The 16588-nt window shown below is 65.1% G+C and carries 19 protein-coding genes and 1 pseudogene; 9 read left to right on the top strand and 11 right to left on the bottom strand.

What is annotated here, in order from left to right:
* Window positions 1–495, bottom strand: a pseudogene (locus tag E4L98_RS17410) (sensor histidine kinase); the annotation flags it as partial.
* A gap of 361 nt (window positions 496–856) precedes the next feature.
* Between E4L98_RS17410 and E4L98_RS17405 the strand changes: the two are divergent.
* From E4L98_RS17405 to E4L98_RS17390, 4 genes are read left to right on the top strand one after another with little or no spacing between them, the layout of a single operon-like run.
* A complete protein-coding gene (locus tag E4L98_RS17405; RefSeq protein ID WP_135202813.1) occupies window positions 857–1324 on the top strand; it encodes a TadE/TadG family type IV pilus assembly protein in 468 nt (155 codons plus the stop codon).
* A complete protein-coding gene (locus tag E4L98_RS17400) occupies window positions 1324–1944 on the top strand; it encodes a TadE/TadG family type IV pilus assembly protein (RefSeq protein ID WP_135202812.1) in 621 nt (206 codons plus the stop codon). The genes E4L98_RS17405 and E4L98_RS17400 overlap by 1 nt, the downstream gene beginning before the upstream one ends.
* A gap of 2 nt (window positions 1945–1946) precedes the next feature.
* The gene (locus tag E4L98_RS17395; RefSeq protein ID WP_135202811.1) at window positions 1947–3299 is read left to right on the top strand and encodes a VWA domain-containing protein; all 1353 of its coding nucleotides are present in this window, start codon (window positions 1947–1949) and stop codon (window positions 3297–3299) included.
* Window positions 3300–3337: 38 nt separating this feature from the next.
* Window positions 3338–4162, top strand: a complete 825-nt coding sequence (locus tag E4L98_RS17390; RefSeq protein WP_167761361.1) for a glycosyltransferase family 2 protein — start codon at window positions 3338–3340, stop codon at window positions 4160–4162.
* Between the two features lie 7 nt (window positions 4163–4169).
* On the opposite strand, the gene E4L98_RS17385 is transcribed toward E4L98_RS17390, so the two are convergent.
* Together E4L98_RS17385 and E4L98_RS17380 are read right to left on the bottom strand one after the other, a co-directional pair.
* Window positions 4170–4850: a DUF3108 domain-containing protein gene (locus tag E4L98_RS17385; protein WP_135202809.1), complete on the bottom strand. Its 681-nt coding sequence runs from the start codon at window positions 4848–4850 to the stop codon at window positions 4170–4172.
* Window positions 4851–4915: 65 nt separating this feature from the next.
* The gene (locus E4L98_RS17380) at window positions 4916–5704 is read right to left on the bottom strand and encodes an SDR family NAD(P)-dependent oxidoreductase (RefSeq protein ID WP_135202808.1); all 789 of its coding nucleotides are present in this window, start codon (window positions 5702–5704) and stop codon (window positions 4916–4918) included.
* 332 nt (window positions 5705–6036) lie between these two features.
* Between E4L98_RS17380 and E4L98_RS17375 the strand changes: the two genes are divergently transcribed.
* Window positions 6037–6717 (top strand): isochorismatase family protein, encoded by a 681-nt coding sequence (locus tag E4L98_RS17375; RefSeq protein ID WP_135202807.1) that lies wholly within the window; start codon window positions 6037–6039, stop codon window positions 6715–6717.
* 3 nt (window positions 6718–6720) lie between these two features.
* Here E4L98_RS17375 and rng read toward each other — a convergent pair whose 3' ends face one another.
* The 8 genes from rng to E4L98_RS17335 are packed head-to-tail and all read right to left on the bottom strand — an operon-like array spanning window position 6721 to window position 13583.
* Window positions 6721–8187: a ribonuclease G gene (rng, locus tag E4L98_RS17370; RefSeq protein ID WP_135202806.1), complete on the bottom strand. Its 1467-nt coding sequence runs from the start codon at window positions 8185–8187 to the stop codon at window positions 6721–6723.
* Between the two features lie 19 nt (window positions 8188–8206).
* The gene (locus E4L98_RS17365) at window positions 8207–8827 is read right to left on the bottom strand and encodes a Maf family protein (protein ID WP_135202805.1); all 621 of its coding nucleotides are present in this window, start codon (window positions 8825–8827) and stop codon (window positions 8207–8209) included.
* Window positions 8828–8835: 8 nt separating this feature from the next.
* Window positions 8836–9306: a 23S rRNA (pseudouridine(1915)-N(3))-methyltransferase RlmH gene (gene rlmH / locus E4L98_RS17360; protein WP_135202804.1), complete on the bottom strand. Its 471-nt coding sequence runs from the start codon at window positions 9304–9306 to the stop codon at window positions 8836–8838.
* 6 nt (window positions 9307–9312) lie between these two features.
* The gene (gene rsfS, locus E4L98_RS17355) at window positions 9313–10008 is read right to left on the bottom strand and encodes a ribosome silencing factor (protein WP_135202803.1); all 696 of its coding nucleotides are present in this window, start codon (window positions 10006–10008) and stop codon (window positions 9313–9315) included.
* Entirely contained in the window at window positions 10008–10661 is a 654-nt protein-coding gene (locus E4L98_RS17350) for a nicotinate-nucleotide adenylyltransferase (protein WP_135202802.1), read from the bottom strand. Before E4L98_RS17350 ends, rsfS begins: the two co-directional genes overlap by 1 nt.
* A 2-nt stretch (window positions 10662–10663) precedes the next feature.
* Window positions 10664–11578 carry an oxygen-dependent coproporphyrinogen oxidase gene (gene hemF / locus E4L98_RS17345; RefSeq protein WP_135202801.1) on the bottom strand — a complete coding sequence of 305 codons (915 nt, stop codon included), beginning with the start codon at window positions 11576–11578 and terminating at the stop codon, window positions 10664–10666.
* 1 nt (window position 11579) lies between these two features.
* Window positions 11580–12848, bottom strand: a complete 1269-nt coding sequence (gene purD / locus E4L98_RS17340; protein ID WP_135202800.1) for a phosphoribosylamine--glycine ligase — start codon at window positions 12846–12848, stop codon at window positions 11580–11582.
* Between the two features lie 9 nt (window positions 12849–12857).
* Window positions 12858–13583, bottom strand: coding sequence for a YebC/PmpR family DNA-binding transcriptional regulator (locus tag E4L98_RS17335; protein WP_135202799.1), 726 nt, complete (start codon window positions 13581–13583; stop codon window positions 12858–12860).
* Window positions 13584–13783: 200 nt separating this feature from the next.
* Between E4L98_RS17335 and E4L98_RS17330 the strand changes: the two genes are divergently transcribed.
* The 4 genes from E4L98_RS17330 to E4L98_RS17315 are packed head-to-tail and all read left to right on the top strand — an operon-like array spanning window position 13784 to window position 16533.
* On the top strand, window positions 13784–14692 hold the full coding sequence (locus E4L98_RS17330) for a DMT family transporter (protein WP_135202798.1): 909 nt from the start codon (window positions 13784–13786) through the stop codon (window positions 14690–14692).
* A 9-nt stretch (window positions 14693–14701) separates the two neighbouring features.
* Window positions 14702–15085 (top strand): methylglyoxal synthase, encoded by a 384-nt coding sequence (locus tag E4L98_RS17325; protein ID WP_135202797.1) that lies wholly within the window; start codon window positions 14702–14704, stop codon window positions 15083–15085.
* Window positions 15086–15094: 9 nt separating this feature from the next.
* Window positions 15095–16069: a quinone oxidoreductase family protein gene (locus tag E4L98_RS17320; protein WP_135202796.1), complete on the top strand. Its 975-nt coding sequence runs from the start codon at window positions 15095–15097 to the stop codon at window positions 16067–16069.
* Window positions 16066–16533: a DUF6328 family protein gene (locus E4L98_RS17315; RefSeq protein ID WP_135202795.1), complete on the top strand. Its 468-nt coding sequence runs from the start codon at window positions 16066–16068 to the stop codon at window positions 16531–16533. Before E4L98_RS17320 ends, E4L98_RS17315 begins: the two co-directional genes overlap by 4 nt.
* Window positions 16534–16588 lie beyond the last annotated feature (55 nt).

Here is a 16588-nt window from a genome sequence, read left to right as displayed (position 1 = left end):
CGCCAGCACGAAGGAAATCCGCAGCAGCAGGTGGCCGACGTTGATGTCGCTGTCGGTGAACCAGGTGGCCAGCGCCAGCGCCAGCGTGGCGCCCAGGGTGATGCGCGCGCCCTCGTCGAAACCCCACTGGAACGAGGCGGTCAGGATCACGAAAAAGAAGAACGGGAAAAAGAAGCTCTTGCCGCCGCCGGTGCAATAGACCATCAGCGCATACCAGCCGAGGTCGATCCAGTACACCGTCTTGCCGTGAAAGAAGGGCGTGCGATAGCGGCGCGCGGCCAGCAGCAGGGTCAGGCTGTGCAGGAAGTAACCGCCGAAGATGATCCAGCTCAGCAGCGAGCGCGGCCCGTGGTAATTGCCGAGGTCGCCCGGCGCCACGGACAGCGTCAGCAGCGCCGTCACCGCCAGCACCAGGCGCATGATGAACACCATCGAGGCGCCGACGGCGTCGCCATCCGTCTTGGCGGTGGGCGGGACTGTGCTTTCGATTAACACCGGGCGTCTCCTGCTTGCAAATCATATAGTCCAACTAAGCGAAGTAGCGATTCGATAGTTGTTGCATGCGCAATCGAGTCTACGCATCCCGGACTGCGCTGTCCAGCGAGAGCATGCTACGCTGCCTGGGGACAGACCACGATTTTGTAATTAATTGCAAAATCGTGGTCTGTCCCCGAAGGAGTTTTTTAACTAGGCGAAACAAAATGAATCGCGTTAGAATGGCTCATCGTCACCCCATTCCTGTGGCGCTGCCTGCGGCCGATACGGCGCCGCACAGCCAGTCTGCAGTGCCGCGCCAGCCGCGCTTCCGCCTGTATTTCCCGTTTCGCCATCGATTCCGTCTCACGGACGCAACAACATGAATGCTTACCTGCGCCGCCAGCGCGGCTCGGCCGTCGTCGAAATGGCCATCATCGCGCCGATCGCGTTTCTGCTGCTGATCGGCGTGATCGAATACAGCCTGGTGTTCTACACCACGCTGGTGATGCAGTACGCGGTGCGCGAGGGCGCGCGCTACGCCATCACCGGCCGTACCGACGCCGATCCGGCTACCAGCAACCAGCAGCGCTACCTCGCGGTGGTGCAGCAGATCAGGAACAATTCGATGGGCATGTACGATTCCGTCAGCCCGGTCATCAGCGTCAACAACACCACTTACGCCAGCAGCAGCGCCTATTCGGCCACCATGTTCGGCGGCGCCGGCGATATCGTGGTGCTGCGCCTGGACTGTACCTGGAAGCTGGCGACCCCGCTGATCGCGGCGCTGTTCCCCAACGGCCAGTACAAGTTCAGCGTGTCCGCCACCATGCAGAATGAGGCGTTCTGATGCGTGCGTTCCGGCCCCGTCCCGCCGCCGGCCTTGCCGCGGTCGAGTTCGCGCTGCTGCTGCCGGTGCTGCTGGTGCTGCTGATCGCGCTGATCGACATCGCCCGCGGCCTGCAGGCCAACATGATCATCATTAACATGAGCCGCGAGGCGGCCAACCTGGCCTCGCGCGGCAAGCTGCAGCTGTCGGAAAACGCCCAGACCATCATCGGCCAGGTGGCCGCCACCGCGCCGCCGCTGGACATGAATAACCGCGGCATGATTTACGTCACCCGCATCATGGGCTCGACCAGCGGCGGCACCACGCGCAGCCTGGTGCTGGAACAGTACCGCTGGGACGACAGCGTCAACAACCGCGGCTTCCGCGTCAGCGGCTATGCGCCGACCAGCAAGATCTGGACGTGCAGTAACTGGGCCAGCGGCACCGCCGGCAGCTGCGTGGTGCCCAGCGGCAGCGCCGCGCCGGCGGTATCGCTGATGAGCGGCCAGTTGCTCGACGGCGAGGTGATCTACGTGGTCGAGGTATTTTACAAGTTCAACATGTTCTTCAGCGGCTTTACCTTCGGCAGTTTCAGCACGCCCACGCTGGGGCCGAACTTTTATTCGATGACGGTGTTCTGAGCATGCATACCTATCGGCACAAGCAACGCGGCGGCATCACGGTGATGGTCGTCATCTCGCTGACCACCCTGCTGGCCATCGTCGGCCTGGTGTTCAGCGCCGGCATGAGCTTCATGATCAAGGCCAAGCTCAACGCCGCCACCGACGCGGCCGGGCTGGCCGCCGCGCGCGCGATCAGCAACGGCGCCAACCAGACCGAGCAGGCGGCCAATGCCAGGGCGGCGGCGCAGCGCTTCTTTTACGCGAATTTTCCCGCGAATTACCTGATGTCGAGCGCCACCCTGAACGACGTCGGCATCTCGTTCAGCGCCAGCGAGGTGACGGTGACGGTCAGCGCCTCGGCCACCATGCCGCTCGCCTTGTTCGGCAACTTCCAGACCGGGCCGCTGGCGCCCGGCGTGCTGACCGAGACCAAGCGCAAGGACCTGGACATGATCCTGGTGCTGGACACTTCGGGCTCGCTGCAGCCGTCGGCCGCCAATGTGCGCAGCTCGGCGGTGACTTTCCTCAACCAGTTCAACGCCGAGCGCGACCGCGTGGGATTGGTGCACTTTGCCTTCGGCTCCATCGTCGATGATGCGATCCGGCCGATCGCGCGCGGCTTCGACCGCACCACCATGACCAATCACATCAAGGCATTTTCCTTCAGCGGCTCGACCGCGTCGGCGGAAGGGATGTGGACCGCGCGCCAGCAGATCAACAGCGTGCCCACCGCCAACCTGAATCGCTCCAACCTGCGCGTGATCGTATTCTTTTCCGATGGCGCGCCCAATTCCTTCGGCAGCTACATGGAGTGGAACAGTTCCAGCTGTAAGACCCCCGGCACGGTCTACACCGACGACGACGGCTCCGGCACGCCGGCCGGCCTGTACAAGCTGGGCCAGCAGTACGACGACGTCGACGACAGCGCCTGCACGCCCAATAATCTGCCGGCGGCGGCGGTGCTGCCAACCTGGTACAACGCCCACGTCCCGCTGTGGGCCAACCGCAACGACGCCGCGCTGCGCGAGTACCCCATCGTCACCAACAGTCCGCGGGTGGTGACCAACGCCATCACCTACGCCAACGTCAACCGCGCCGCGCGCAACCTGGTGGAAGCGATGGCGTCGAAATCGCGCGACGAGGGCATCTACATCTTCACGCTGGGCCTGGGCTCGGCGCTGAAGGTGGGCACCGGCGCCGACGGCGAGAAGGGCGAGGACACGCTCAAATGCATGGCCAACACCACCGACGCGCCGGCGCGCTGCTTCAACGCCGCCAAGCCGGTCGGCGTCTACTGCTACGCGGCCACGCAGAACGATCTGACGCCGTGCTTCTCCAAGCTGGCGTCGGCCATTTTGCGCATTTCCAAATAAGTTACAATGCGCCAGTACAACTCAAGTGGATGGCGTCTATGATACTGGGCTTAGTCAGCATGCAGAAAAACCGCGGCCCGTGGTTGCTGGAGTGGTTTGCCTTTCATTACATGATCGGCTTCCGCAAGTTTTATTTTTACGCCCACCAGTGCACCGACAACACGGCCGAGATCGTCCTGAAGCTGAAGAAGCGCCTCGACATCACCGCCATCGGCCTCACCGATTCGCAGGACCGCCTGCAGCTGATGGCGTTCCAGCACGCCTGCGACAATTATATGAACGAGGTCGACTGGATGGCCTTCATCGACGGCGACGAATTCCTGTTCCCGACCAAGGCCAACACCATGCAGGAAGCGCTGTGGCCGTACAACTTCCTGCCGGTGTCGGCGGTGGGGGCCTACAACGTGAATTTCGGCAGCGCGGGCCATCTGACCGAGCCGCCCGGCCTGATCACGGAAAACTACCGCATGCGCGCCGACATCAACAGCTTCATGGCGCACCGTCGCGTCAAGAGCCTGGTCAAGGGCCGCCAGAAGGTGGCGGCCAGCAATTGCAGCAATGTGTTCGTGACGCCGCAGGGCACGGTCGACGAGCAGATGCGGCCGGTGGACTGGGGCTATCTGCCGCAGTACGAGCCGAGCTACGAGCAATTCCGCTTCAACCACTACGTGTGCCAGAGCCGCGAGTTTTACGACACCTTCAAACGCTTCAGCGGCGCGGCCGACGCCGGCCACGAGGTCGAGCGGCGCGAGGAATGGTGGACCAACTTCGACACCAACCAGATCGCGGATGATTCCATGGTCCGCTTCCAGACTCAGCTGCGGGCGACGATCGCCGAGCTGGCCGCGGCCATGGAAGCCTAGGAGCGGCTCAGCGCGCCGCGGCGGCCACCACGGCCGGCTTGGCTTTCTGCTGCACGAAGGACATCAGTTCCCAGGCGTCGCGGCTGTACAGCCGGCCCTGGCGGTCGGCGTCGCGGTACTCGAGCTTGACGAAATTGTTCAGCGCCGGCACGAACCAGACGGTTTCGGTCATCTGGCCGCCTTCCTGGCTGCCGTCGGCGCCGTACTGCGCATCGACCACGATCTTCAGCGCGTCGAACTCGCCGGCCGGCACCTTCACTTTTTCCCAGTCCAGCACCTTGCCCTTGATGTTGTAGTGCAGGTGCTTGTTGAGCTTGGGATTGTCGCCGTCCACCGAGCTGCTCCATTCCTTGCCGGGCGCCAGCGGAAACGCGTAGCGGGCAAAGGCCGGGGCGAAGTGGATGTTGCCGCGTTCGACAGGATTCATCTCGGGACTGAACAACTGCCGGCCTACCAGCGCGCCACTGGCGGCGCGCTTGATGTCGACGTGGATGCCGGCATCATCGATGGCGTTGACCTCGAGCCGGTTGATGTTGCCGGTCGTGCCTTTCCACACATCGGTGTATTGGTAAGTCCAGGAATCGCCGACCGCCGGCGCCGGGGGCGGCACCTGTTCCGGATTGGCGCCCTGCGCGAATGCGCAGGGAAGGAAAAAACAGAGTGCTGCAAACTGACGTTTGTTGATCATACTGTCTCCTTGTTGTGTATTGTTCATTGAATATAGCACAAGGTTTTGACAGTGCAACCCCGAGATCAGCCGATCGTATCCACCACGCCACCATCCACCCGCAGTGCCGCGCCGGTGGTGGCCGAGGCTTGCGGCGAGCACACGTAGACCACCATATTGGCCACTTCCTCCGGCGTCGCCACGCGCTGGATGATCGAGCTGGCGCGGTGAGCCTTGACGAAGGCGTTGGCTTCGCGTTCGGCGGTGGCGTAGTCCGCGCCGGGCGCCACCAGGTGCTGCACGCCGTCCGACAGGGTGGGGCCGGGCAGCACGGCGTTGACGGTGATGCCGGTGCCGGCCAGGCTCTTGGCCAGGCCGCGCGAGACGGCCAGGTTGCCGGTCTTGCTGAAACCGTAGTGGATCATGTCGGCCGGGATGGCCAGGCCGGATTCGGACGAGATGAAGACGATGCGGCCCCAGTTCTTGTGCTGCATGCCGGGCAGGTAGGCGCGGCTGGCGCGCACGCCGGACATCACGTTGACCTCGAACATGCGGGTCCATTCCTCGTCGGGGATCTCGGCGAACGGCTGCAGGTTGAATACGCCGACGTTGTTGACCAGGATATCGGCCTGTGGCTCGGCCGCCTGCAGGGCGGTGAAGCCGGCGGCGTTGGACAGGTCGGCCGCGACCCCGCGCACCTGCGCGCCGGGAATGCTGCCACGCAGCGTGGCCAGGGCCTGGTCGACGTCGGCCTGCTTGCGGCCGGTGATCACCACGGTGGCGCCGGCGCCGGCCAGTCCGGCGGCGATGGCGTAGCCGATGCCGCGGGTGGAGCCGGTGACGATGGCGGTTTTGCCGGTCAGATCGATTTTCATGGTGCATCCTTTCGAGTGTGGTTGAATGCAGCCATCCTACGCCCGCCGCTAGCGGCTGATAATCCGCTTTAAGTCCGCAACACCTTTCGACGCCACGCAAAACTGGATCACGCCCCGCGACGCGCCGACCGCTGCTGTAGCTCGACGTTAGGCTGGAAGAGATCACAGCCGGCGCACCGCTGCCCTCCGGATAACGGCCGACCGTCCCCCATTCCGGGGGATAAACGCGGCGCCATCTTCGGGCCGGGCCGCCACGGTGGCGACGGATTCAGGCAATCTGAACCCTCGCTGCCGCACGGCGGCTTGACCAACCCAACCAAGGAGAAACGAAGATGCCAACGACTACGCAGGCGAAAACCAGTGTGCTGTCCACCGGCGGCGGCGCCGCGCTGCTGGACCCCGCCGATACCGTGGTGCTGCTGCTCGATCACCAGTCCGGCCTGTTCCAGACGGTCAAGGACATCGCCGTCGCCGACCTGCGGCGCAATGTGGAGATGATCGCCAAACTGTGCACCCTGCTGAAAATCCCGGTGATCACCACCGCCTCGGAGCCGGCCGGCAGCAACGGCCCGCTGATGCCGGAAATTCACCGCTATGCCGAGCATGCCGTGTACGTGCCGCGCAAGGGGGAGGTCAACGCCTGGGACAATGAGGATTTCGTCGCCCAGGTGCGCGCCACCGGCCGCAAGACGCTGGTGATGGCCGGCGTCTGGACCAGCGTCTGCGTGATGTTCCCGGCGCTCGACGCGGTGGCCGCCGGCTACGCAGTGTATGCGGTGATCGACGCTTCCGGCGATCCGAGCGAGATGGCCTCGCGCGTGTCGCTGGCGCGTTTCGTCCAGGGCGGGGTCAGGCCGACCAGCACCAACGCCCTGCTGTCGGAGATGCACCGCACCTGGGCGCGGCCGGAAGCGGCCGATCTGGCGCAGCTGTACGGCCTGGTGGCGCCGAACTACGCGGCGGTAATGGAAAGTTACGCGCGCGCCCAGCAGGCCGAGCGCGACAAGGCGTAAGCACTACATCAGGATCACGTCGTACTGCTCCTGGTGGTAGGAGTTCTCCACCTGCAGCGAGATCTTCTTGCCGATGAAATCGCCCAGCATCGCCAGGTGCTGCGATTCCTCTTCCAGGAACAGGTCCACCACTTCCTGCGAGGCGAGGATGCGGAACTCGCGCGGGTTGAACTGCTTGGCTTCGCGCAGCAGCTCGCGCAGGATTTCATAGCAGATGGTGCGCGAGGTCTTCACCTGGCCGCGGCCCAGGCAGGCCGGGCACGGCTCGCACAGGATGTGGGCCAGCGATTCGCGCGTGCGCTTGCGCGTCATTTCCACCAGGCCCAGCGCCGAGAAGCCGCTGACCGACACCTTGGTGCGGTCGCGCGCCAGTGCCTTCTTCAGTTCCTGCAGCACGGCCTGGCGGTGCTCGGTGTTCTCCATGTCGATGAAGTCGAGGATGATGATGCCGCCCAGGTTGCGCAGCCGCAGCTGGCGCGCGATCGCGTGCGCCGCCTCCAGGTTGGTCTTGAAGATGGTGTCGGCGAAATTGCGCCCGCCGACGAAGCCGCCGGTGTTGACGTCGATGGTGGTCATCGCCTCGGTCTGGTCGACGATCAGATAGCCGCCCGACTTCAGGTCCACGCGCCGGCCCAGCGCGCGCAGGATCTCTTCCTCCACGCCGTACAGGTCGAACAGCGGCCGCTCGCCGGTGTAGTGGTGCAGACGCGGCAGCACGCCCGGCGTGTACGCCTTGCCGAACTCCTGCAGGTTGAGGTAGTTCTCGCGCGAGTCGACCTGGATGGTGGCCGTCTCGTCGTGCACGAAGTCGCGCAGCACGCGCTGCGCCAGATTCAAGTCCTGGTGCAGCAGGGTGGTGGCCGGCCGCGTGCGCGCGCCATGGGTGATCGCGGCCCAGGTCTTGCGCAGGTATTCGACGTCGGCCGCGATGTCGGCGTCCGACGCGTCCTCGGCCTGGGTGCGCACGATGTAGCCGCCTTTCTCTTCCTTGGGCAGCAGGCTTTGCAGGCGTGCGCGCAGCGCTTCGCGCTCGGCCTCGTTCTCTATCTTTTGCGAGATGCCGATGTGGTTATCCTGCGGCAGATACACCAGCATGCGGCCGGCGATGGAAATCTGCGTCGACAGGCGCGCGCCCTTGGTGCCGATCGGGTCCTTGATCACCTGCACGGTCAGCACCTGGCCATCGAACAGCAGCTTCTCGATCGGCGTCGGCGCGGCGCCGGGCGGACCGTCGTGCGGACGCGCTTCCCAGATGTCGGCCACGTGCAGGAAGGCCGCGCGTTCCAGGCCGATGTCGATGAAGGCCGACTGCATGCCGGGCAGCACGCGCACCACCTTGCCGGAGTAGACGTTGCCGGCCAGCCCGCGCGTGAGCGTGCGTTCGATGTGGAGTTCCTGCACGGCGCCCTGCACGATGAGGGCGACGCGGGTTTCCTGCGGTGTGATGTTGATCAGGATATCTTCGTTCATGCCCCGATCATACACGGACTCAGAGCAGCGGCAAACCCGCCTGGCGCAGCAGCTGCACGGTCTCGTAGATGGGCAGGCCCATGATGCCGGAATGGCTGCCGGCGATGTGTTCGATGAACTGCGCGGCCGGTCCCTGGATGCCGTAGGCGCCGGCCTTGTCGTACGGTTCAGGCGAGGCGCAATACGCCGCGATGGCGGCCGGCGACAGCACGCCGAAACGCACCTCCGATACCTGCGTGATCTGGCCAGAGAACGCGCCGGCCTGCACGGCGATGGAGGTCAGCACCTGGTGCGTGCGGCCCGACAGCTGCTGCAGCATGGCGGTGGCCTCGGCCACGTTGGCCGGCTTGCCGAGGATGGCGCCGTCGATGGTGACGGTGGTGTCGGCCGCCAGCACCGGCCGCGGCGCCATGCGGCGCTTGCTGATGATGTCGGCCGCGAACGCGGCCTTTTCCCTGGCCACGCGCGCCACGTAGTCGAGCGGCGCTTCGCCGGGCAGCACTTCCTCGGTCACGTCGGGGCCGCGCGGGCCGTCGCTGCGCAGCAGCAGCAGCTCGAAATCGATGCCGACCTGGCGCAGCAGCTCGCGCCGGCGCGGACTCTTGGAGGCGAGGTAAATCTTCTTTTCGACCGGCTTCATCTTGTTCTTTATACGCGGTGATAAGGATGGTTCTGCGTGATGGTCCACGCGCGGTACAGCTGCTCGGCCAGCATCACGCGCACCATCCCGTGCGGCAGCGTCATGCTGGAAATGCGGATCAAGCCTTCCGCGCGCGCCTTCAGGCCGGGATCGAGGCCGTCGGCGCCGCCGATCAGGAAGGCGGTGTCGCGGCCATCCTGCTGCCAGGCTTCCAGCTGCTGCGACAGGCCGACCGAGGTCAGGTCCTTGCCGCGCTCGTCCAGCGCGATGATGCGCACCGATTTCGGCAGCGCCGCCTCGATGCGCTCGCGTTCCAGCGCCATCGCGGTGGCGGCGGTCTTGCTGCCCGAGCGTTCGACCGGCTTGATCTCTTTCAGCACGATCTTCAGTTCGGGCGGCATGCGCTTCACGTACTCGGCAAAACCGCTTTCGATCCAGGCCGGCATTTTATGGCCGACCGCAGCGATAATCAGCTGCATGCGGAATTACTCCGCTGCCGGCTTCTTGATGCGCTTGATGACGGTCTTGGCCGGTGCCTCGTCAGCCTTCGGCTTGGCGGCGCGCGGGTTGGCGGCCTTGGCGGCTTTCACGGCGGCGACCGCGGCGACAGTCGCCTTCGGCGCGCCGACTTTCACCTTCTTGCCGGCCGGGACGGCGGCCGGCTTGGCGGCGGCTTTTTTGGTCGCGGCGGTGGCGGTGGTCTTGGCGGCGGCCGGCTTGCGTGCCGGCGCCTTCTTCTCGACCACGGCTTCGGCGGCGGCGACCTTCTTGCCGGCGGCCAGGTGGGTGCTGATCTTCTTCGGTTCCGCCTCGGCCGCTTCCTTGGTGCCCTTGCGCTTGGCGGCGCCCAGCTTGACCGGCTTGTCGCCCCAGATTTCTTCCAGGCGGTAGTAGGCGCGGATCGGCGCCTGCATGATGTGGACGATCATGTCGCCCAGGTCGACCAGCACCCATTCACCGGTGTCCTCGCCTTCCATGCCGTAGACTTCGCCGCCGTTTTCCTTGACCTTGTCGCGCACCGAGGCGGCCAGCGCCTTGGTCTGACGGTTGGAGGTACCGGAAGCAATCGCGATGCGGTCGAACAGGCTGGTGAGGTGGGTCGTGTCGAACAGGACGATGTCTTGTGCCTTGACGTCTTCAAGGGCGTCAACGACGAGGGTTTGTAGTTTTTTGATGTCCATTAGCTTCTGTATAGATGGTGTTGTTCAATATAGTCTAGCACTAGCGGCGGGATAAGCGAGTCCGCCTTCTCCCCCCGTTGTAATGCCGCACGTATCTGGGTGGCAGAGATATCCACCGCGAAGTCCCGTGCCAGATAAGTCAGACCGTGCGGCGTGTTACGGATTTGTTCGGGCGTTCCCAGTCGGCTGGAGAACGCCTGCTCGACTGCGGGCGGCAGCGTGGCCAGGTCGAAGCCGGGCCGCGCCGCCACGCAGAAGTGGGCATGGCTGAACAGCGATTGCCATTCGCGCCAGGTGTCCAGCCGCTGCAACTGGTCGGCGCCCATCAGGAACGCGAGCGAGGCTTGCGGCCCCAGTTCATCGCGCAGATTGCGCAGCGTGTCGATGGTGTAGGTCGGCAGGCCCTGCGCGGCGCGCTCGATCTCCTGGAAGTCGACCTTGACGCTGTAGGCGCGGCCGGCGAAGGCCAGCGCCACCATGTCGGCGCGCTGCCGCGCCGATGCCTTCAGCGTGGCCTTCTGCCACGGCATACCGGTGGGGATCACGCGCAACTGATCGACTTGCAGCAGGTTGGCGAAGTATTCGCCCAACGCGACATGGCCATCGTGCACCGGATCGTAGCTGCCTCCCAGCAGTGCGACACGGAAGGCCATCGTTATGCGGTCAGCCAGTCGCGGTGCGGCAGGAAGTCGGTGTACAGCGCCGCTTCCGGCGATCCGGCCTCGGGCTCCCAGCGATAGCGCCATTTGACGATGGGCGGCATCGACATCAGGATCGCCTCGGTGCGGCCGCCCGACTGCAGGCCGAACAGCGTGCCGCGGTCGAACACCAGGTTGAATTCGACATAGCGGCCGCGCCGGTACGCCTGGAAGTCGCGTTCGCGCTCGCCGTATGGCGTGTCCTTGCGCTGTTCCAGGATCGGCAGGTAGGCCTTGAGGAAGGCGTCGCCGACGCTTTGCGTCATGGCGTAAGCCTGCTCGAAGTCCACCTCGTTGAAATCGTCGAAGAAGATGCCGCCGGCGCCGCGCGCCTCCTGGCGGTGCTTCAGGTAGAAATACTCGTCGCACCATTTCTTGAAGCGGCCGTGCAGATCGGCGCCGAACGGCGCCAGCGCGTCGTGGCAGGTCTGGTGGAAGTGCTTCACGTCCTGCCGGTTGCCGTAGTACGGCGTCAGGTCCATGCCGCCGCCGAACCACCACACCGGTTCGTCGTTGGCGTTGGTGGTGCTGAAGAAGCGCACGTTCATGTGCACCGTCGGCGCGTACGGATTGCGCGGATGGATCACCAGCGACACGCCCATCGCCTCCCACGGCTTGCCGCCCAGGTCGGGACGATGCGCCGCGGCCGACGCCGGCAGCTTGGCGCCCTGCACGTGCGAGAAGTTGACGCCCCCGCGTTCGATCACGTTGCCTTCTTCGACCAGGCGCGAGATGCCGCCGCCGCCTTCGGCGCGCTGCCATTCATCGCGCAGGAATGCCTTGCCGTCGACGGCTTCCAGCGCCTGCACGATGCGGCTTTGCAGTTCCTGCAGCCAGGCCTTGACCGCGGCGGTGTTGGGGGCGGACGACATCTTAGTGCTTCAGACCGCGCCAGCCGATATCACGGCGGCACTGCATGCCTTCGAACGAAATCTGGTCGACCGCCTCGTAGGCCTGCTTCTGCGCCAGCTTGACGGAATCGCCCAGGCCCACCACGCACAGCACGCGGCCGCCGGTCACCTGCAGCTGGCCGCCCACGTCGGCGGTGCCGGCGTGGAAGGTCACCGCTTCCGGCGTCTCGGCCGGGATGCCATCGATGACGGCGCCTTTCTTCGGCGTCTCGGGGTAGCCCTCGGCGGCCAGCACCACGCCGACGGCGGTGCGGCGGTCCCATTCCAGTTCCACCTGGTCCAGGGTGCCGTTGACGGCATGTTCCATCACGCCCAGCAGGTCGGTCTTCAGACGCGACATGATCGGCTGCGTCTCCGGATCGCCCATGCGGCAGTTGAATTCCAGCGTGCGCGGATTGCCCTGCGCGTCGATCATCAGGCCGGCGTACAGGAAGCCGGTGAAGACGATGCCGTCCTTCGCCATGCCGGCGATGGTCGGGTTGATGATCTCGCGCATCACGCGCGCGTGCATCGACGGCGTGACGATAGGCGCCGGCGAATAGGCGCCCATGCCGCCGGTGTTCGGGCCCTGGTCGTTGTCCTTCAGGCGCTTGTGATCCTGGCTGGTGGCCAGCGGCAGCACGTTTTTGCCGTCGCACATGACGATGAAGCTGGCCTCCTCGCCGGCCAGGAATTCCTCGATCACGATGCGCGCGCCGGCGTCGCCGAAGCGGTTATCGGCCAGCATGTCGTCGATCGCCTGGTGCGCTTCGTCCAGCGTCAGGGCCACCACCACGCCCTTGCCGGCGGCCAGGCCGTCGGCCTTGATGACGATGGGCGCGCCGTTGGCGTTGACGTAGTCGTGGGCTTGCGCCACGTCCGAGAAGGTCTGGTATTTGGCGGTCGGGATGCCGTGGCGGTGCATGAAGGCCTTGGCGAAGTCCTTCGACGACTCCAGCTGCGCCGCTTCCCTCGTCGGGCCGAAGATCTTCAGGCCGCGCGCGCGGAACAGGTTGACGATGCCGGCGGCCAGCGGCACTTCCGGACCGACCACGGTCAGGCCGATGTGCTCCTGCTCGACGAAGTTGGCCAGTTCATGCAGATCCGTGATGTTGACGTTGACCAGGCGCGCATCGCGTGCGGTGCCGCCGTTGCCGGGGGCCACGTACACCATCTGAACGCGCTCGGATTGCGCGAGTTTCCAGGCCAGCGCATGTTCACGGCCGCCGGAGCCGACTACCAAAATTTTCATAAATCCTCGTTAGTCTTGAATCACCGCGTTGGAATACACTTCCTGCACGTCGTCCAGGTTTTCCAGGGCGTCCAGCAGCTTCTGCATCTTGAGCGCGTCTTCGCCGGTGAAGACGGTCTCGGTGGCCGGCTTCATGATGATCTCGGCCACTTCGGCCTTGAAGCCCTTGGCTTCCAGCGCGTCCTTGACGTTGGCGAAATCGTGCGGGTTGCAGACCACCTCGATGCCGCCTTCCTCGTCGGTGACCACGTCGTCGGCACCGGCTTCCAGCGCGGCGTCCATCAGCGCGGCTTCATCGGTGCCGGGCGCGAACAGGAACTGGCCGCAGTGGGTAAACAGGAACGAGACCGAGTTCTCGGTGCCCATGTTGCCGCCATGCTTGCTGAAGGCGTGACGCACTTCGGCCACGGTACGCACGCGGTTGTCGGTCATGCAGTCGACGATGATGGCCGCGCCGCCGATGCCGTAGCCTTCGTAGCGGACTTCCTCGTAGTTGGCGCCATCTTCGCCGCCGGTGCCGCGGGTGATCGCGCGCTGCACGTTATCCTTCGGCATATTGGCGTCGGCGGCCTTGTCCATCGCCAGGCGCAGACGCGGGTTGGCGGCAGCATCACCGCCGCCCATGCGTGCGGCCACGGTGATTTCCTTGATCAGGCGAGTCCAGATCTTGCCGCGTTTCGCGTCAGTTGCTGCCTTTTTGTGCTTGATATTGGCCCATTTGCTGTGTCCAGCCATGTTCGGTCTTCCTTCGGCGCTTATTTCGTTGGTAATCGTTGGGGAGCGGTGAGGGCGGTATTCTAGCATAAGCGGGCCGCCAAAAACCGCCGCCACCCCTGGCACATCCTGCCATGCACAGCCTATCACCAATCAGTTAGAGACGGCTCCAGAACGGCGGCGCCGAGCGGGGGGGCGGCGTGAGGCTTTACAATTGCGCCATGGACAAAAGCATCACACACAGCGCTCCGGCGCGCGCCGCGTATCTGGGCGGCCTGGGCATCGCCGTCGGCGGGGCGGTACTGTTTTCGACCAAGGCCATTGTCGCCAAGCTGCTGTACCGCTACCACATCGACGCCGTCACGCTGATCGCCTTCCGCATGCTGTTCTCGCTGCCGGTGTTCGCCGCCGTCGCCGTCTGGAAGATGCGCGTCGGCGCGCCGCTCAGCCGCGCCGACCGCTGGCGCATCGTCGGCATGGGCCTGGTCGGCTACTATCTGTCCAGCTTCCTCGACTTCCTCGGCCTGCAATACATCACCGTCGGCCTGGAGCGTTTGATCCTGTTTCTCACGCCCACCTTCGTGCTGCTGATCAGCGCCACCGTGCTCAAGCAGCACATCAGCCGCAAGCAGTGGTGGGCGCTGCTGACCTCCTACCTCGGCATCGTGCTGGTGTTCCTGCACGATCTGCAGGGCGGCGGCAACGTCGCGCTGGGCGCCACCCTGGTGACCGGTTCGGCCGCCGCCTACGCCGCCTACCTGCTGCTGTCCGGCGAAATGGTCAAGCGGCTCGGCTCGTTGCGGCTGGTGTCGTATGCGATGTGCGTGTCGACCGTCGCCTGCGTCGGCCAGTTCTTCGTGCTGCGGCCGGCGTCCATGCTGATCCAGCCGATGCAGGTGTACGGCCTGTCGCTGGTCAACGGCATCCTGTGCACGGTGATGCCGGTGTTCATGACCATGTTCGCGGTCGAGCGCATCGGCGCCGGCGTGGCCTCGCAGGCTGGTATGATCGGCCCCGTCTCAACGCTGTTTCTGGGCGCGCTGCTGCTGGGCGAGCCCGTCACCTCCTGGCAGTTGGGCGGCACCGCGCTGGTGCTGGCCGGGATCTATCTGCTGTCCAAAAACAAATAGGATCTAGAGATGAAATACCGCATTGCCCTGATCGCGCACGACAAGAAAAAAGACGACATGATCGCGCTGGCCGGCGAATACAAAGCCTTCCTGGCCGGCTGCCAGCTGGTCGCCACCGGCACCACCGGCGGCCGCCTGGTGAACGAGCTGGGCCTGGTGGTCGAGCGCAAACACTCCGGTCCCTTCGGCGGCGACCTGCAGATCGGCTCCATGCTGGTCCAGGGCGAGATCGACTGCGTGATCTTCCTGCGTGATCCGATGACGCCGCAGCCGCACGAACCGGACATCAACGCCCTGGTGCGCGCCTGCGACGTGCACAACACGCCGTGCGCGACCAACGTGGCGTCGGCACATCTGGTACTGTCACAGCTTCAGCAACAAGCAGCCAACTGAGGAGGCATCATGGTCAAGGCAATCCGCATCAACCGCGTCGGCGGTCCCGAAGTCATGGAACTGGTGGAGGTCGACCTGCCGCCGCCCGGCCCGGGCGAGGTGCGGATGCGCCATGCAGCCATCGGCCTGAACTACATCGACGTCTACCACCGCACCGGCCTGTATCCGCAACCGATGCCGGGTGCGCTGGGCGTCGAGGGCGCCGGCGTGGTGGAGGAGGTGGGCGAGGGCGTCACCGACTTCAAGGCCGGCGACCGCGTGGCCTATGGCGGCCGTCCGCTCGGATCGTATGCGGAAGCGCGCAACATCCCCGCCTCGCAATTGCTGCTGCTGCCGAAGAACATCGAATTCGACACCGCCGCCGCCATGATGCTGCAGGGCCTGACGGTGCAATACCTGTTCCACCGCACCGTGCCGCTGAAGGCCGGCGACACCATCCTGTTCCATGCCGCGGCCGGCGGCGTCGGCCTGATCGCCTGCCAGTGGGCGCGGGTGATGGGCGTCAACCTGATCGGCACCGTCGGCTCGGAAGAAAAGGCCGCGCTGGCGATCGAAAACGGCGCCAGCCACGTCATCAACTACAACCAGGAAAACTTCACCGAGCGCGTCAAGGAACTCACCGACGGCAAGGGCGTCACCGTGGTGTACGACTCGATCGGCAAGGACACCTTCATCGGCTCGCTGGACTGTTTGCAACCGCTGGGCATGATGGTCAGCTTCGGCAACGCTTCCGGGCCGGTGCCGCCGTTCAGCCTGACGGAACTGGCCAGCCGCGGCTCGCTGTTCATCACCCGTCCGTCGCTGATGGCCTACATGGCCAAGCGCGAAGACCTGGAAGCGTCGGCCAGATCGCTGTTCGGCGTGGTCGGCAGCGGCGAAGTCAAGATCGACATCCGCCAGCGCTACGCCTTGGCCGAGGTACAGCAGGCGCACCGCGACCTGGAGGCGCGCAAGACCACCGGCTCCACCATCCTGGTGCCATGAACGGGGTGCCGGACGACGACCAGCAAAGCGACGAGCGCGACGACGGCGACTTCTCCGACATGCTGAGCGAGATGCGCATCCTGCTGCCGGGGGCGCAGATGCTGTCGGCGTTCCTGATCATCCTGCCGTTCAATGCGGGGTTTGCGCAGATCGTGCACCTGGAGAAGCTGCTGTTCCTGGCGACCTTCTTCCTGTCGCTGACCAGTCTGGTGCTGTTGAGCGCCCCGGCGATCCAGCATCGCTTGCTGAGGCCATTAAAAGACCGCGCCAAATTCAAGCGCATCGCCACGCGCCAGATCGTCGCCGGCGCGCTGGCATTGGCGGTGGCCCTGGTGCTGGGGACCGACCTGGTGATTTCGGAAGTGTTCGGCGCGACAGTGGGCCTGATCGCCGCCGCCCTGATGGCACTGCTGATCCTGAGCGCCTGGTGGCTGCTGCCACTCTACCTCAAGCGCAAGCTCTAATCCGGGGTCAGGTCTTTCATTGCGTCACGAGCCCAGCCGTAGCGTACGCTACGGC

Source organism: Duganella callida, from assembly GCF_004614165.1.
Lineage (GTDB): Bacteria > Pseudomonadota > Gammaproteobacteria > Burkholderiales > Burkholderiaceae_D > Rugamonas > Rugamonas callida.
This window is presented reverse-complemented; position numbering and strand designations above follow the sequence as displayed.

Excerpts from the sequence above, each read along its gene's own strand:
- E4L98_RS17405 (WP_135202813.1), top strand. The coding sequence starts at position 857 with ATGAATGCTTACCTGCGCCGCCAGCGCGGCTCGGCCGTCGTCGAAATG.
- E4L98_RS17400 (WP_135202812.1), top strand. The coding sequence starts at position 1,324 with ATGCGTGCGTTCCGGCCCCGTCCCGCCGCCGGCCTTGCCGCGGTCGAG.
- E4L98_RS17395 (WP_135202811.1), top strand. The coding sequence starts at position 1,947 with ATGCATACCTATCGGCACAAGCAACGCGGCGGCATCACGGTGATGGTC.
- E4L98_RS17390 (WP_167761361.1), top strand. The coding sequence starts at position 3,338 with ATGATACTGGGCTTAGTCAGCATGCAGAAAAACCGCGGCCCGTGGTTG.
- E4L98_RS17385 (WP_135202809.1), bottom strand. The coding sequence starts at position 4,850 with ATGATCAACAAACGTCAGTTTGCAGCACTCTGTTTTTTCCTTCCCTGC.
- E4L98_RS17380 (WP_135202808.1), bottom strand. The coding sequence starts at position 5,704 with ATGAAAATCGATCTGACCGGCAAAACCGCCATCGTCACCGGCTCCACC.
- E4L98_RS17375 (WP_135202807.1), top strand. The coding sequence starts at position 6,037 with ATGCCAACGACTACGCAGGCGAAAACCAGTGTGCTGTCCACCGGCGGC.
- rng (WP_135202806.1), bottom strand. The coding sequence starts at position 8,187 with ATGAACGAAGATATCCTGATCAACATCACACCGCAGGAAACCCGCGTC.
- E4L98_RS17365 (WP_135202805.1), bottom strand. The coding sequence starts at position 8,827 with ATGAAGCCGGTCGAAAAGAAGATTTACCTCGCCTCCAAGAGTCCGCGC.
- rlmH (WP_135202804.1), bottom strand. The coding sequence starts at position 9,306 with ATGCAGCTGATTATCGCTGCGGTCGGCCATAAAATGCCGGCCTGGATC.
- rsfS (WP_135202803.1), bottom strand. The coding sequence starts at position 10,008 with ATGGACATCAAAAAACTACAAACCCTCGTCGTTGACGCCCTTGAAGAC.
- E4L98_RS17350 (WP_135202802.1), bottom strand. The coding sequence starts at position 10,661 with ATGGCCTTCCGTGTCGCACTGCTGGGAGGCAGCTACGATCCGGTGCAC.
- hemF (WP_135202801.1), bottom strand. The coding sequence starts at position 11,578 with ATGTCGTCCGCCCCCAACACCGCCGCGGTCAAGGCCTGGCTGCAGGAA.
- purD (WP_135202800.1), bottom strand. The coding sequence starts at position 12,848 with ATGAAAATTTTGGTAGTCGGCTCCGGCGGCCGTGAACATGCGCTGGCC.
- E4L98_RS17335 (WP_135202799.1), bottom strand. The coding sequence starts at position 13,583 with ATGGCTGGACACAGCAAATGGGCCAATATCAAGCACAAAAAGGCAGCA.
- E4L98_RS17330 (WP_135202798.1), top strand. The coding sequence starts at position 13,784 with ATGGACAAAAGCATCACACACAGCGCTCCGGCGCGCGCCGCGTATCTG.
- E4L98_RS17325 (WP_135202797.1), top strand. The coding sequence starts at position 14,702 with ATGAAATACCGCATTGCCCTGATCGCGCACGACAAGAAAAAAGACGAC.
- E4L98_RS17320 (WP_135202796.1), top strand. The coding sequence starts at position 15,095 with ATGGTCAAGGCAATCCGCATCAACCGCGTCGGCGGTCCCGAAGTCATG.
- E4L98_RS17315 (WP_135202795.1), top strand. The coding sequence starts at position 16,066 with ATGAACGGGGTGCCGGACGACGACCAGCAAAGCGACGAGCGCGACGAC.